Origin of the sequence: Pseudomonas sp. 21LCFQ010 (assembly GCF_024129905.1) — a bacterium.
Taxonomy (GTDB): domain Bacteria; phylum Pseudomonadota; class Gammaproteobacteria; order Pseudomonadales; family Pseudomonadaceae; genus Aquipseudomonas.
This window is the reverse complement of the sequence record NZ_JAMYDZ010000004.1, coordinates 280332-294557: the sequence shown is the minus strand read 5'-3', so window position 1 is coordinate 294557 and position 14226 is coordinate 280332. Positions and strand designations below refer to the sequence as shown.

General features: G+C 62.7%; 11 protein-coding genes. 7 read left to right on the top strand and 4 right to left on the bottom strand.

Annotated elements, in window-relative coordinates; genetic code table 11:
• Positions 1–22: 22 nt before the first annotated feature.
• The 3 genes from NJC38_RS07825 (at position 23) to pgm (ending at position 5005) form a co-directional block, all read left to right on the top strand.
• Complete coding sequence (locus NJC38_RS07825) at positions 23–577, top strand: cupin domain-containing protein (RefSeq protein ID WP_045490757.1); 555 nt, start codon at positions 23–25, stop codon at positions 575–577.
• Positions 578–863: 286 nt separating this feature from the next.
• The gene (locus tag NJC38_RS07820) at positions 864–3182 is read left to right on the top strand and encodes an ATP-dependent DNA helicase (RefSeq protein WP_253112955.1); all 2319 of its coding nucleotides are present in this window, start codon (positions 864–866) and stop codon (positions 3180–3182) included.
• Between the two features lie 176 nt (positions 3183–3358).
• Positions 3359–5005, top strand: a complete 1647-nt coding sequence (pgm, locus tag NJC38_RS07815) for a phosphoglucomutase (alpha-D-glucose-1,6-bisphosphate-dependent) (RefSeq protein WP_253112952.1) — start codon at positions 3359–3361, stop codon at positions 5003–5005.
• 51 nt (positions 5006–5056) lie between these two features.
• On the opposite strand, the gene NJC38_RS07810 is transcribed toward pgm, so the two are convergent.
• On the bottom strand, positions 5057–5665 hold the full coding sequence (locus tag NJC38_RS07810) for a dimethylsulfonioproprionate lyase family protein (protein ID WP_253112949.1): 609 nt from the start codon (positions 5663–5665) through the stop codon (positions 5057–5059).
• A gap of 168 nt (positions 5666–5833) precedes the next feature.
• Between NJC38_RS07810 and NJC38_RS07805 the strand changes: the two genes are divergently transcribed.
• Entirely contained in the window at positions 5834–8299 is a 2466-nt protein-coding gene (locus tag NJC38_RS07805; RefSeq protein WP_253112946.1) for a UvrD-helicase domain-containing protein, read from the top strand.
• Between the two features lie 17 nt (positions 8300–8316).
• Here NJC38_RS07805 and NJC38_RS07800 read toward each other — a convergent pair whose 3' ends face one another.
• Positions 8317–8595 carry a DUF1652 domain-containing protein gene (locus NJC38_RS07800; protein WP_084710063.1) on the bottom strand — a complete coding sequence of 93 codons (279 nt, stop codon included), beginning with the start codon at positions 8593–8595 and terminating at the stop codon, positions 8317–8319.
• Between the two features lie 333 nt (positions 8596–8928).
• Between NJC38_RS07800 and NJC38_RS07795 the strand changes: the two genes are divergently transcribed.
• The 3 genes from NJC38_RS07795 to NJC38_RS07785 all read left to right on the top strand — a co-directional run bounded on the left by NJC38_RS07795 (position 8929) and on the right by NJC38_RS07785 (position 11969).
• Positions 8929–10005 (top strand): polyamine ABC transporter substrate-binding protein, encoded by a 1077-nt coding sequence (locus NJC38_RS07795; protein ID WP_253112943.1) that lies wholly within the window; start codon positions 8929–8931, stop codon positions 10003–10005.
• A 306-nt stretch (positions 10006–10311) separates the two neighbouring features.
• Positions 10312–10992 (top strand): hypothetical protein, encoded by a 681-nt coding sequence (locus NJC38_RS07790; protein WP_253112941.1) that lies wholly within the window; start codon positions 10312–10314, stop codon positions 10990–10992.
• Between the two features lie 83 nt (positions 10993–11075).
• Positions 11076–11969 carry a polysaccharide deacetylase family protein gene (locus tag NJC38_RS07785; protein ID WP_253112939.1) on the top strand — a complete coding sequence of 298 codons (894 nt, stop codon included), beginning with the start codon at positions 11076–11078 and terminating at the stop codon, positions 11967–11969.
• 215 nt (positions 11970–12184) lie between these two features.
• Here NJC38_RS07785 and NJC38_RS07780 read toward each other — a convergent pair whose 3' ends face one another.
• On the bottom strand, positions 12185–12550 hold the full coding sequence (locus NJC38_RS07780; RefSeq protein ID WP_253112937.1) for a 4Fe-4S binding protein: 366 nt from the start codon (positions 12548–12550) through the stop codon (positions 12185–12187).
• Positions 12547–14154, bottom strand: a complete 1608-nt coding sequence (locus tag NJC38_RS07775; RefSeq protein ID WP_253112934.1) for an FAD-binding protein — start codon at positions 14152–14154, stop codon at positions 12547–12549. The genes NJC38_RS07780 and NJC38_RS07775 overlap by 4 nt, the downstream gene beginning before the upstream one ends.
• Between the last annotated feature and the right edge of the window lie 72 nt (positions 14155–14226).

Sequence of the window (14226 nt, the reverse complement as noted above, 5' to 3'; positions counted from 1 at the left end):
ATTGTTTCCAGAAAAGGCGGTTATGGACACAGGCGCACGACTCAAGCTGGTTCGCGAAAGCCACAAACTGTCACAACGCGAGCTCGCCAGACGCAGCGGCGTGACCAACGCGACCATCTCGCTGATCGAGCAGAACCGCGTCAGCCCCTCGGTCAGCTCACTGAAAAAACTGCTCGAAGGCATTCCCATGAGCCTGGCGGAGTTCTTCACCTTCGATCAGCCGCCGGGGCAGGTCAACGAGCGTTATGTGTTCCGCGCCGGTGACCAGCCCGACCTGGGCCGCGACGGCCTGCGTTTGCTGTTGATCGGCGCCACCCTGCCAGAGCGGCAAATGCGCCTGCTGCGCGAACTCTACGCGCCCGGCGCAGACTCCGGTGACGAACCGATCGTGCATGCCGAAGGCGAAGAGTGCGGCCTGGTAACCCGCGGCACCATCGAGCTGACCATTGACGGCCAGATCCACACCCTCGGCCCCGGTGACGGCTACTACATCCCGACCACCTTGCCTCATCGGTTTCGCAACATCGGTCAGGACGAGGCCGAAATCATCAGCGCCAACACGCCGGCGAATTTCTGATTTCTGGTTTTCCAGCGGATGTGTGTCGTGCTCAAAAAGCAGCTACGACGCCAGCTCGCCGGGAGATCACCCGTCGCCCCGGCGTCGCGCTGTCGCGCAGTAAACACAGGGCCCCGTAGGAGCAGCTTTAGCTGCGAAGCCTTTGGAATGCTGGGGGGGCATGCACAATCAGATTGAGGGGCTTTCCCTGAACCATCGATCCATTTCCATTTGCCAGCCTCCTGTCGGCTGGGTACTGTGCAGCCATCCAGTGTCTCCTGACCGCCCCGCACTCCGGTAGCCGCGCTTGAATTCCGCCGTATCTCCAGCAAATCCTGTTCCCGCCAGCAGCACTCGCTACAGCGTCGCGGTACGTGCCTTGTGTGAATTCACCGCCAAGACCGGAGACCTGGACCTGCGCTTCACACCATCACCCACTGCCCAGGAAGGGATTGTCGGCCATCAGAAAGTAGCCGCCCGGCGCGGCGATCGCTATCAGACCGAACTGAGCCTGAGCGGCGACTACGGCGCGCTGACAGTACGCGGCCGCGCCGATGGCTATGACCCGGTGCTGCGTCAGCTCGAAGAGGTCAAGACCTACCGTGGTGATCTCGCCGCCATGCCCGATAACCACCGGCAATTGCACTGGGCCCAGGCCAAAGTGTACGGCTGGCTGCTGTGCCAGCAACTCGACCTGCAGCAGGTCACGGTGGTGCTGGTGTACTTCAACGTGGTCAGCGAAAAAGAAACCCCGATCCGTCAGGTATTGAAGCGCAAAGAGCTGCAGGCGTTCTTTGAGCACCAGTGCCAGTTGTTCATCGCCTGGGCCGAACAGGAGCTCCGGCATACGGCCACCCGCAATGCGGCACTGGCCGCGCTGACCTTTCCTCATGCCGAGTTTCGCGCCGGGCAGAGGGTATTGGCCGAGTCGGTCTATAAAGCCGTGAGCACTGGCCGCTGCCTGATGGCCCAGGCGCCTACCGGCATCGGCAAGACGCTGGGCACGCTGTTCCCGCTGCTCAAGGCGATGCCCGGCTGCGGCACCGACAAGCGCGGGCTGGACAAGCTGTTGTTCCTCACCGCCAAAACCCCCGGCCGGCAGTTGGCGCTGGACGCGCTCAATACCTTGCAACGGCACACGCCGCAGTTACCGCTGCGGGTGCTGGAACTGGTGGCCCGCGACAAAGCCTGCGAGCACCCGGACAAAGCCTGTCATGGCGAGGCCTGCCCGTTGGCCAAAGGCTTCTATGACCGGCTGCCTGATGCGCGGCATGCCGCACTGCAACAGCCGTGGCTGGATCAGGCCGGGGTGAGGGCGGTGGCGCTGGCGCATCAGGTTTGTCCCTATTACCTGAGCCAGGAACTGGCGCGCTGGGCCGATGCGGTGATCGCCGACTACAACTACTGGTTCGACCTCAATGCCCTGTTGTTCGGCCTGGCCCAGCTCAATGGCTGGCAAGTGGCGGTGCTGGTGGACGAAGCTCATAACATGGTCGAGCGTAGCCGGGGCATGTACAGCGCCAGCCTGGACCAACACACGCTGGCCGAGGTGACGTCGAGCGCGCCGGACAAGGTCAAAAAAGCCCTGCAACGGCTCAACCGTCAATGGAATGCCTTGAACAAGGACCAGCTCGCCGCGTACCAGGCCTATGAGCAACCCCCGGTGAAGTTTCTCACCAGCCTGACCGGTTGTATCACCGCCCTGAGCGAGCACTTCAACGACAACCCGCAACTGGCGGTCGACGCTAGGTTACAGAACCTTTATCTGGAGCTGATTGGCTTTGCACGTATCGCCGAGCTGTTCGATGAGCACTTTCTGTTCGATATCACCCGCCGTGACATTGGTCGCCAGCGCAGCCGCTCGCGACTGAGTTTGCGTAACGTGGTGCCGGCGCGCTTCATTGGCCCGCGCTTGCAGGCGCCGCGCAGCACGGTGATGTTTTCTGCAACCCTCAGGCCGCAGTCGTTCTATAGCGACCTATTGGGTTTGCCGACCGGGACGGTGTGGATCGACGTCGAGTCGCCATTCGACCCCGACCAGTTGCAGGTGCAGATCGTCAGCCGCATTTCCACCCGCTACAACCATCGCCAGGCATCACTGGCGCCGATCGTCGAGCTGCTGGCCGAGCAGTATCGGGCACGGCCTGGCAATTACCTGGCGTTCTTCAGCAGTTTCGACTACCTGCAACAGGTGCTCGAGCTGCTGCGCACGCTTCATCCGCAGTTGCCGGTGTGGAGCCAGGCCAAGGGCATGAGCGAGACCGAGCGTCAGGCTTTTGTGCAACGCTTCACCCCGCACAGCCAGGGCATCGGTTTTGCCGTGCTCGGTGGCGCGTTCGGTGAAGGCATCGACCTGCCAGGGGCACGCCTGATTGGCGCCTTTATCGCCACCTTGGGGCTGGCCCAGCTCAACCCGGTCAACGAGCAGTTCAAACAGCGCATGGCTGCCTTGTTCGGCGCGGGCTACGATTACACCTACCTGTATCCGGGGCTGCAAAAGGTTGTGCAGGCGGCCGGGCGGGTGATCCGCACCCGTGACGACCGCGGCGTGGTGATGCTGATCGACGACCGCTTTGCCGAGCCCCGCGTGCAACGGTTACTGCCGGATTGGTGGCGGCTCAATTAACTCAACGGTTTGGTGAATCAAAACCGAGCAAGCCAGTCAAAGTGCCAGTAAACTGCCGCTTGCTATTGTTACTGCGGCACCTTGTAGGACCGGCTTTAGCCGGGAAGGCTTCGCAGATGAAACAGATCCCCTAGTCGCTCCTACAAAATTGCAGATATCTACCCTTTGGAGGTTGCATGAGTATCAGTCCACTCGCCGGCAAGCTGGCGCCCGAGCACCTGCTGGTCGATATCCCGCGACTGGTCACGGCCTATTACACCGGCCAGCCAGATGCCTCGGTAGCCACCCAGCGCGTGGCCTTCGGCACCTCCGGGCACCGTGGCAGCTCCTTTGAATTGAGCTTCAACGAATGGCACGTTCTGGCCATCAGCCAGGCGATCTGCCTGTACCGGCAGAGCAAGGGCATCGACGGCCCGCTGTTCCTGGGCGCTGACACCCACGCACTGTCGACCCCGGCCGCTGCCACGGCGCTGGAAGTGCTGGCCGCCAACGGCGTGCAGGTGATGATCTCGCACAACGACGAGTACACCCCGACGCCAGCGGTGTCCCACGCGATTCTTTGCTACAACCGTGGGCGCAGCAGCGGCCTGGCTGACGGCATCGTCATCACCCCGTCGCACAACCCGCCCCAGAGCGGCGGCTTCAAGTACAACCCGCCCAATGGCGGGCCGGCCGACAGCGACGTGACCAAGTGGATCGAAAACAAGGCCAACGAACTGCTCGCCGAGCAGGTCGTCGGTGTGTCGCGCATCAGCCATGAGCAGGCACTGCGCGCCGACACGACCCATCGCCATGACTACGTCAACACCTACGTGGCGGACCTGAGCAGCGTTATCGACCTGCAAGCCATCCGCGATGCCGGTCTGAAGCTGGGCGTTGACCCGTTGGGCGGCGCTGGCGTGCGTTACTGGCAGGCGATTGCCGAGCATTACCAACTCGATCTGGACGTGGTCAATCCGCATGTGGACGCGACCTTCCGTTTCATGAGCGTCGACTGGGACGGCCAGATCCGCATGGACCCGTCGTCCAGCCACGCGATGCAGAGCCTGATCGGCCTCAAGGACCGTTATCAGATCGCGTTCGCCTGCGACCCGGACCACGACCGCCACGGCATCGTGACTCCGACGGGCGGCCTGATGACCCCCAACAGCTATCTGGCCGTGGCCATCGACTACCTGTACCAGAACCGTCCGCAATGGCGCGCGGATGCGGCAGTGGGCAAGACGGTGGTCAGCAGCGGCCTGATCGACCGGGTGACGGCGCGTCTGGGCCGCCAACTGTACGAAGTGCCGGTGGGCTTCAAGTATTTCGCTGACGGTCTGTTCAACGGCAGCCTGGGCTTTGGCGGCGAAGAGAGCGCCGGCGCGTCGTTCCTGCGCCGTGACGGCAGCGTCTGGAGCACCGACAAGGACGGTCTGATTCCGGCCTTGCTGGCCGCCGAAATGACCGCCCGCAGCGGCCTGGACCCGAGCCAGCGTTACGCGGCGCTCACCGCCGAACTGGGTGAGCCGTTCTCGACCCGTGTTGACGCCAAGGCCAATCCGCAGCAAAAAGCCGCGCTGGGCAAGCTGGCACCCGAGCAGGTCAAGTCGACCGAGCTGGCCGGCGAGCCGATCCAGCAGGTCCTCAGCCATGCGCCGGGCAACAACCAGGCCATCGGCGGCCTCAAGGTCATGACCGCCAACGGCTGGTTTGCGGCACGCCCGTCGGGCACTGAAGACATCTACAAAATCTACGCCGAAAGCTTCATCGGTAACGATCACCTGCAGCGTCTGGTCGGCGAAGCCCAGGCCTTGGTCGACGAGGCCATCGCTGTACGATGAGGTGAAGTTCGGGCGGTGCGGCCCATACCGGGCCGCCCGCCAGACATTCATTCAGTGCATCAACCCCCACAAGGCCAGCAACGGTGCGTCTTCCGACTGCATCGAATGCACCACAGACGGGGCATTCCATAGCATCCCGCCCATTCCGGGCTGCCACCAGCCATCGCCTTGGCGATACCATTGCCCTTCAGACAGCACGATGTAGAACTCCTGCGGCGGATGCTGATGAAAGGGGTAGCGGGTTTCGGGCGCCATGACGGCCAGGCCCAGGGTCAGGGTCGGGCACGCCACCGGGCTGCCGTTGCCCAGCAGCAGCGCATGACGATGGCGTTCGACAAACGCGGGGTCTTCGCCATGCGCCGCGCTGCGTTTGATCCAGCGGGCATGCGCCAGCAGCGCTTGCAGGGCGTCCAGCAACGGATGGTCAACTGCCGGGTTGTGCCTGGCCAGCGCCAGGCTGGTGGCCAGCCAATGCTCAATGACGCCAGGGTCTTCCTGCTCAGGCACAGGCCGGCGCGCCAGGCTCAGTTGCGCATCGGCCGTGAGCTGGCCGCTGGCCTTGATCTGCTCGGCATGCCGCTCGCCCTGATAGCCGGTCAGCAGCCGGCTGATGGCGAATGTGAGCGCTGTTGCGTGGGTCAGGATTTGTTGGTCGTGCATGGCGTCGGTTCCTATGCTTCGATGAGCCGAGTCTGACGCCGGACCGTCGAGCCTGCCATCCCAGGAGCGACACATAACGTACTGAGTAGTGGCACACAGCCAAGGCTGGAGCTTGCGCGTGTTTTTAGCCACCATAGGCGGCATTTTAGCCACCCCACGGAAAACCGCGTGTCTGACCACCTGCCTTCTGCAATGCCCCCGCAACTGGATATCGACCTGCAAGCCTGTGAGCGGTTGCCCTGGCTCAAGCGTGTCTTGGCCCGTGCCCTGGGCCGTGGCCTGAACGGTCTGGGTGCGCAACACCAGGCGTCCTGGGCGCAGGGACATACCGACGGTTACCTGGCCGGGCACGGCGAAGGGGTCAATGAAGGCTACGCCGAGGGGCATCTGGACGGGATCGAGAAGGGCCGGCGCATGCTGTTGATCCGCGATACCCGGCCTGAAGCGCATCGCGGCCCGCAGGTCGAGGATCACCTGTTTGAAGATTGGCGCTTACCGTTGAGCGCCGAGCTGATCAAGCGCATCAAGGCCGACGTGGCGCAAAAGCTGCCGAGCCACGCCCAGCCCAGCGCCGCCCAGTGGAAAATGATCCTCAGCGATACCCCGGCGACTTGCGTGATCGCCGGCGCCGGGGCAGGCAAGTCGACCTCACTGGTGCTGCGCATTGTGCTGCTCACCCACTACTTGGGTTTTGAACTGGACAGCATGACCGTGGTGACCTTCACCCGTGAGTCGCGCAAGGACTTCATGACGCGGCTGATCGAGGTCATGGCGCTCTGGGGCCATGCGCTGACTGCCCGTCAGGCGCGAGAGCTGGTCCGCACCTTTCATTCACGCATCCTGCCGCTGGTGCGCAGCCTGCCAGGCTTTGAGCATCTGCAAGCCTTCGAGACGCTGGGCAGCCAGAGTTCCGGCGTCGAAGAGATCGATAGCAACCCGTTTGATCTGCGCATCAACGATGCCCAGCGCGAGCAACTGAACCTGTGCTATCGCGACCTCTACGCCGCTGAGCCGCGCTTTCGTGAGGTCATCGCGCCGCTGTGTCGTCAGGCCCGGCAACTGAAAGAGATCGACCGCGACCACCCGGATGTGCAGAAGCGCGCCGCAGTGACCGAGCTGTCGGCCAAGCGTGACCAGGACTGGTGCGACACTGTCGAGACACAATGGCGGCGTGCCGGCGCCTGGCCGATTGCGGGGATCACACCGCAGCGCGAGAGCCTGCAGGTCAACGGCCATGCCTTTCACGTGCATGGTTACGCCGCCGAGCTGGACGCCTGGGTGATACTCGGTTGCGATGAGCGCGAAGACCGCGACTTCAAACGCCCCGGTGCCAAGCTGCCGTTGTGGGCCGAAGGGGTGATCAAGCGCACGCTGTTTCAGGCGTTTTGCAGCAAACCGGTGATCTGGCTCGAGAGCTATCAGGCGGGCAGCCAGTTATTGCACAACCTCACTGGCAGCGCGCTGGCCGGACCGGGGTTTGAGTACAAGGTCAAGGGTGAACTGGCCAGCGCACCGCTGCTCGACTGTTTTGTGCTGGCCGCCGGTTTCATCGAAAACCTCGGGCTTGACGTGTCGGCGGCAGTGGCGCAGATGAGTTTTGCCAGTCATGACCCGGACCGGTTTTTCTTCGAGGCCCTGAGCTTGTTCTGGAAGCGCTTCGAGTCGCAGTTGCTGGACCAGACCCCACCGGTGATGACTTACAACCGAATGTTCGCGCTGTTCGGCGAAACTGCGCCGGAGAATCTTGCGCAACTGGACGACGAAGCGCTGCGCCCGCTGTCGCACCTGATGATCGACGAGTTCCAGGATGTGTCGCCGCAGATCGTCTCCTGGCTGCGTGCCAGTTTGCGTGAAATCCGTCGGCGTGGCCCGGCCATGCATGTGGGGCGCCGGGCCCATCATGCCTCGCTGCTGTGTGTCGGCGATGACTGGCAGTCGATCTACGGCTGGCGCGGCAGTTCACCGCATTACTTCATGGCGTTCAACGAGGAGTTTTCATCGCCGGCCAGCACTCGGGTAATGCTCAGCGAAAACTACCGCAGCCATCAGCACATCATTGATGCCGCCGAACACATCGTCCGCGCCGCGCCGGCGATTGCCGGCAAAAAGGCCAAGGCCAGCGGTAACCAGCAAACACTGTGGCCGGTGGTCGTGCTCGAGCGCGATGACCAGGTTCTGTTCGAACGGGTTCAGGCTCACCAGCAGCAGGGCGACAGCATCCTGCTGCTATACCGCAAGGGCAGCGAGCGTCAGCGGATGTCGGAGCAACTGCTGGCATTGCTGCAGGCCGATGCCGCGCAAACGCGGCAGATCAAAACCCTGAGTTACCACAGTGCCAAGGGCTTGCAGGCTGATGCCGTGTTTTTGCTCGGTGATTGCCAGCACCTGACCCAGTCGCCGGCCAAAAACCAGCTGTACCGGATTGCCGGACTGGGCGATAAGGGCGAGCCGCAGGCGTACGACAAGGCCCAGCAGGACGAGGTGCTGCGGCTGGCGTATGTGGCGATTACCCGTGCGGTACGCCAGTGCTACTGGTTTATCGATAGCCAGGACCAAGGCAACGGCCCGAAAGCCTCGGACCGGGTGGCCGCCGACCAGGCGTACTTCGACGACCAGCGGCTGGGCAAAGTGTGATCAGGTCCGGCGGTTGCTCAAGATAGCTGCGAGGTCATGACCGGCAGGCTGAACAGCTCCATTTCTGCTTCGATGGCTTCGATGATGATTTCCACGTCACGGGCGTTCATAACCGTGGCGCAAGGCAGGCCGGCAATGGCCACGAAGGTCTGGCCGCTGGCGCGATCGAACAGGCGGGCGATCATACTGCTGGGCGCGTCCATGGTGGCTTCAAAACCGACCGGATGGAAATGCCAGCGCATGAGCTGGCAGGCGTTGGGGAACGTGACCTTGTTCATGGGACCCACCTGTATCATGCGCGCATCATCGATGCAGCGAGTGGCAGGGCAAGACGTGGCTGAGCAAGCACTTATCCGAGGTGCTGTCGGAATTTTCCGGCACAATTGTCAGGCTTGTCTTGGTGAATAATGAAGATAGCACCGCCATATGAAACAAGCCGAAATATTTATCCCGAGGTTACAAAAAGTTCGATTTTTTTGACGTGAATCATGCTTGGGTGGGCTTGCGTACCGTCGGTCCGGTTTGCGCCGTTCGCTGGCCGCGTTGATGCTCTGTGCGGCGGTACTTTTTTCGTTGCTGTGCAGGTCGATAGAAGGCAAGCTGACAGCATGACGTCGAAGGGGTGCGCCATGTTCAAGTACACCATGCTGGGATTGCTGATGGCGGCCTCGGCCTCGCATGCGGCCGGGACGGTCAATGTCCACAACTGGACCGACTACATCGCCGACGATACCCTCAAGAACTTCCAGGCCAGCACCGGCATCAAGCCCATTTACACCACCTTCGAAAGCAACGAAGAACTCAACGGCAAGTTGCTGGCCAAGGGCTCGGGGTACGACGTGGTGTTTCCCTCGGTGCATTTCATGGCCCAGCAGATCAACGCCGGTGCGCTAAAGAAGCTCGACCTCAGCCAGTTGCCCAACTGGAAGAACCTCAACCCGGTGCTGCTCAAGGCCCTGCGGGTCAACGATCCGGGCAACACTCACGGCTTCCCTTACCTGTGGGGCAGCACCGGCATCGGCTATGACCGTGAGCAGATCGTTGCGGTGCTGGGCGAGAATCCGCCGGTGAACTCCTGGGATCTGCTGTTCAAGCCCGAGTACCTCAAGAAGGTCGCCCAGTGCGGCGTGGCGATCATCGACAACGCGCCGGAAATGCTGCCGATTGCCCTGAACTACCTGAACCTGCCGCCGCACAGTGAGGTGCCGGCAGATTACGCCAAGGCCGAGGCTTTGCTGACCAGCGTGCGACCTTATGTGCGCTACTTTCATCTCAACAATTACATTCGCGACCTCGCGGCTGGAAAAATCTGTGTGGCAGTGGGGTTCTCCGGCGACATCGATCAGGCTCAGGAGATCGCGGAAAAGGCCGGGCACAAGGACATTCTCTATTCGGTGCCTATGGAAGGGGCGCCGATGTGGTTCGACATGGTCGCCATGCCGGTGGATGCGCCCAATGAAAAGGCGGCCTACGCGTACATGAACTACCTGTTGCGCCCGGAGGTGATCGCCGCAATCACCAACCAGATGCACTACGCCAACGGCAACGAGAAAGCCGATGCGTTGATCGTGCGTGAGGTATGGTCTGACAAGACCGTGTACCCCGACGATGACACCATCAGCCGGATGTTTGTTCTCGAGCCGGTCAATCCGGAGATTGACGCGCTGCGCAACAAGATCTGGAGCCGGGTCAAAAACCTCAAGTAAGCCGCCCGCATTCAGCATGGATAGTCATATTTACTGACAACTGGGGCTGGTTTTTTTCGTCCGTTGTGCAACACAACGGCATTTTCCGACTCCCATAGAGGCTTATCGAGTCTGTCCGGGGGCAATGTTGCCCATGCCCCCGCTCATTCTTCATTGTGCAACATCTCCCGATTAGCCTTGGTAACAGGCTGTGCGAGGGATCGCGCACCGGCCTTCGAACGGACTCGTGAACCCGCCAGGTCTGGCAAATTTGCCGCAGTGACTGGACAGATTGCACCCGACTAACCTGTATCGGATTCAGAGAACATGACCCGTTTCAACTCATTGCTGACCAACGTGCGACAGCGCCGCTGGCTGGCGCTGCCAGCCGTTCTGACGGCCTCGGCAATTTTCTGGTTTTCCATCGGCGACGGCGTGCTGGCCGAACCCAAGAATGGCACCCAGACCCTGGTATTTCTGCGCCATGCCGAAAAACCTGCCATGGGCCTGGGGCAACTGAACTGCCAGGGTCTGAACCGCGCCCTGGACCTGGCCGAGCTGTTGCCCAATGAGTTCGGCAAGGCCGATTTCATCTTTGCGGCTGACCCTGGCCGGCATGTGGAAGAGGGCGAGGGCGATCATTCCTACAGTTACGTGCGCCCGTTGATGACCATCGGCCCGAGTGCTATCAAACTGGGCCTGCCGGTGAATATCGATTTTGGCGCCAATGACACCAGCGACCTGGCTCATGAACTGATGGACGTCAAATACCACGACGCGACGATTTATACCGCCTGGTCCCACGGTTATCTGCCGGAGCTGGTCAACAAGGTCGCCGAAGAGGCCTCCGGCAAGAAGATGAACCTGATCGACGACTGGACGGGTACCGACTTTGACTCGCTATTGGTCATGATTCTGGAATGGACCAACGGTAAAGCCAGCATGGAGTATCAGGTGGTCAAGCAGAACCTCAACAACGGTGCCGCGAGCTGTCCGGGCAGGGCATGAAACACTGGCTTTAGCGGGGCCGGGTCGCTAGTGTGTGCGGCCATCCGCTCAGCCGTCTTGAGCGGGGTTGTCGCGGACCCTTCATGAATGTTTTGAACGCCCTGTGCCTGTCGGCCGTCTGCCTGTTGGCGGGCTGCATCGGCCCGCCCTTGCCGCTTACCGAACAGACCCGCACCCAGTTGAGCCAGCAGGCGCCAGTGCGCTTTGTGCTGACCTTCGACGACGGTCCCAGCGGCTCGGGCTGGTGGAACCCGACCGCACGAATCCTGGATGATCTGGCTGATAACCCGGTGATGCCCGGGATCAAGGCCGTGTTTTTTGTCCAGACCGGGGCAATCGGTGGCGGTGGCAGCGACACGGGCCGGGAACTGCTGCGCCGTGAAGGCCGTGATCTGCATATTCTCGGTTTTCACAGTGCTACGCCACGACACACCAACCACCGCTCGTTGAGCCCTGAGCAACTGGAGCAGTCGTTACGCGACGGGCTGCGGATCATCGCTGAGCAAAGTGGCCAGCAGGCCACGTTGCTGCGCCCGCCGTTCTGGAACTATGACCATCGTACATTCGCGGCTTACCGGGCGAAGGGGCTGCGAGTGCTGCTCACCGACCTGAGTGCCAACGATGGCAAGATCTACGGCTTCAACATGAGCCCGCGCCGCCGCGCAAACCTGCTGCTGCAAGTCTCGCAAGTGCGCGAGCGGATCGCCAAGGGCGAGTTGCCCACGGTGGATGGCGCGATCCCGGTGGTGGTCACCTTCCATGACGTCAACCGTTATACGGCGCGACATATCCATGAGTACTTGCAGATCCTGATCGACAGCGCCAGGGCCGATGGCTTGCCGCTGGCGGCCAAGCCGTTCTACGACGACCAGGCCCAATTACTGCGCGCCGCCACCGCCCGCACCGTACCTGATGATGGACGGGGCGTGCACCTGCCGGGGATCTGGGACTGGCTGTGGGACCATAACGGGCATTGAAACACTCGTTTCGACCGCGTCTGAGGTGTCGCAGCCAAGCCAATACTGTTCAGATAAGCACTGCATGCCTTTGTGGGAGCGAGCTAGCTCGCGAAGAGGCCAGTAAAAGCACTAAATCTGCTGCGAATGTACCGCCGTCTTCGCCGGGAGGCCGGACCACAGCAACCGGAGTGCCGGCCGGCTGCTCCCACCAGTCTAATTGAACATTCTCGCCATCAGGCTTTATCCCGCCCGCCATGGGTCGCGCGCGCCTGGGCGAAGATTGCGTCCATGCGCCAGTGCTGGTTCTGGTAGCGCGGGTCTTCGGCCCATTCGTGCCAGCCTGAATCACGGCGGTACTGCCCGAGCAGGCCGCTGTGGCGAATCTGCCCGGCGTCCAGAACTTGTGGCTGACTGCAATCGGGATCGACGTACAGCGCATCGCGGGTGCAGTACAACTCACACATGAAGCAGGTCTGGCAGGCCGACTGGTCGCCAATCGCTGGCAGGCCGTCGGCGTCCAGGGTCAAGGCGTTGGTCGGGCACACCTGCACGCAGGTGCCGCAGCCGTCGCACAGGTCTTTGAAGATCAGTTCAATCATGCCGGGGCTCCTTGCGCGCAGTGCGGTGTCGCAGGCTGGGGTTGCAGGGCATCGAAGCGATGCCAGTTGTGGTCCAGGCCGCCGATGCGCAAGTGCGCGTCGAAGCGCGCCAGTTGGGCAGGGCAATCGCTGCGCTGGTGCATGCCACGGCTTTCCTGGCGTTGTTCGGCGGCCCGGTAGCACCAGCGTGCGGTGGCCGCCATGGCGGCCAGCTCACGGGCGCGCAGCGGGTTGCCGAGCGGGCTGGCAGTCGCATGGCGGAGCTGGTCCCAGACGTTGTCCAGTGCCTGCAAGGAGCGTTGAATCTGTGCGCCGCTACGAAACAGGTTCTTGTCCAGCGGATGAACTTCGTCCTGAATACCGCGGATCACGGCCTGGCTGTCCTGAACGGTCGCATACAGGCCCAGGCCGGCAAAGCCCAGCAGCGCACCGCCAGTGCGGCCATGCTGCATGGCGTGCCGGGCGGCGGCGCGGCCGGCCCATTGTCCGGTCGACAGCGCCCAGGCCGAATTCTGCGCGCCACCGCCGGAGGTCGCCCCGGCAATCGGCTCACGGCTGGCGGCGTCTCCGGCGGCGTACAGGCCCGCCACGCTGGTCTGGCAATCCTCGTTGATCAGGCGCAAACCGCCCACGCCACGGATGGTGCCTTCCGGATGCAGGGTCACCGCAAAGCGCTGGCGGTACGGGTCGATGCCGCGACGGTCGAAGGGCAGCATCAGGTTGGGTTGGATGGTCGGCAACTGTTGGCGGATGTCGTGTGGCACCCGATGCAGGCGGCAGTACACCGGGCCGTTGAGTAACGCACGGGCCAGTTGTTCGGTAAAACCCGGTCCCTGGCTGATCGGCAGTTCCCGGTCATGGGCGTCATAGTACTGGCCGAAGCTGTAGACCATCGAACGGGTCATGCTGCTGCCCGCCGCTGCGATGCAGTAATAGTTGGAGAACTCCATGCCTGACAGTTCGGCACCGGCTTCGGCGCCCATCAGGTAGCCATCGCCGGTATTGTTGTGACTGCCCAGCAGGCTGGACAGAAACGCGCAGCCGCCGCTGGCCAGTACCACCGCTGGCGCCTGCACCTGCCAGTGACCGCCGGCCTGGCGCCGCCAGCCGCGCGCGCCGGCCAGGGTGCCGTGGGCATCGCGCAGCAGTTCCAGGGCCGGGCTGTGGTCGAGGACCGTGACGCCGCTATCCAGCGCCAGGCGGCGCATGCCGCGCATGTATTCCGGGCCGCGCAGGCCCCGGTAATGGGTCACGCCTTGGGCGTCGGTGGGGAAGTGGTAGTAACCCTGCAGGCCCGGCAGGCTGGTCCAGGTGGTGTCGATGGCGCGGGCCATCCAGTGCGGATCAGCCAGGCCAAACGCGGTGGCCAGGCGCTTGTCGATGGCCGCTTGACGCAACCCTGCATCCGGCGCCACCCACCAGTGGCCGGGGCCAGCGGTGGCCGTTACACCGCTGGTACCGCAGTAGCCCTTGTCGACCAACACCACCCGTGCACCTTCGCGTGCTGCCGCGACGCCCGCCCAGGTGCCGGCCAGGCCGCCGCCGATAATCAGCACGTCGGTTTGCAGTTCAAGGTCGGCAGAGGGGTGCAAGGGTGTGCTCATCAATGGCTCCAGGCAGCTCAGGATCAGGGCCTCCGCCTGGCAAGGGGTCGGTATCGCTGCGAATCTAAGCAT

What these genes read in the sequence shown, in the direction of transcription:
- NJC38_RS07780 (WP_253112937.1), bottom strand. Translation starts at nt 12,550, where the DNA reads ATGATTGAACTGATCTTCAAAGACCTGTGCGACGGCTGCGGCACCTGC.
- NJC38_RS07825 (WP_045490757.1), top strand. Translation starts at nt 23, where the DNA reads ATGGACACAGGCGCACGACTCAAGCTGGTTCGCGAAAGCCACAAACTG.
- NJC38_RS07810 (WP_253112949.1), bottom strand. Translation starts at nt 5,665, where the DNA reads ATGCACGACCAACAAATCCTGACCCACGCAACAGCGCTCACATTCGCC.
- pgm (WP_253112952.1), top strand. Translation starts at nt 3,359, where the DNA reads ATGAGTATCAGTCCACTCGCCGGCAAGCTGGCGCCCGAGCACCTGCTG.
- NJC38_RS07785 (WP_253112939.1), top strand. Translation starts at nt 11,076, where the DNA reads ATGAATGTTTTGAACGCCCTGTGCCTGTCGGCCGTCTGCCTGTTGGCG.
- NJC38_RS07775 (WP_253112934.1), bottom strand. Translation starts at nt 14,154, where the DNA reads ATGAGCACACCCTTGCACCCCTCTGCCGACCTTGAACTGCAAACCGAC.
- NJC38_RS07800 (WP_084710063.1), bottom strand. Translation starts at nt 8,595, where the DNA reads ATGATACAGGTGGGTCCCATGAACAAGGTCACGTTCCCCAACGCCTGC.
- NJC38_RS07790 (WP_253112941.1), top strand. Translation starts at nt 10,312, where the DNA reads ATGACCCGTTTCAACTCATTGCTGACCAACGTGCGACAGCGCCGCTGG.
- NJC38_RS07795 (WP_253112943.1), top strand. Translation starts at nt 8,929, where the DNA reads ATGTTCAAGTACACCATGCTGGGATTGCTGATGGCGGCCTCGGCCTCG.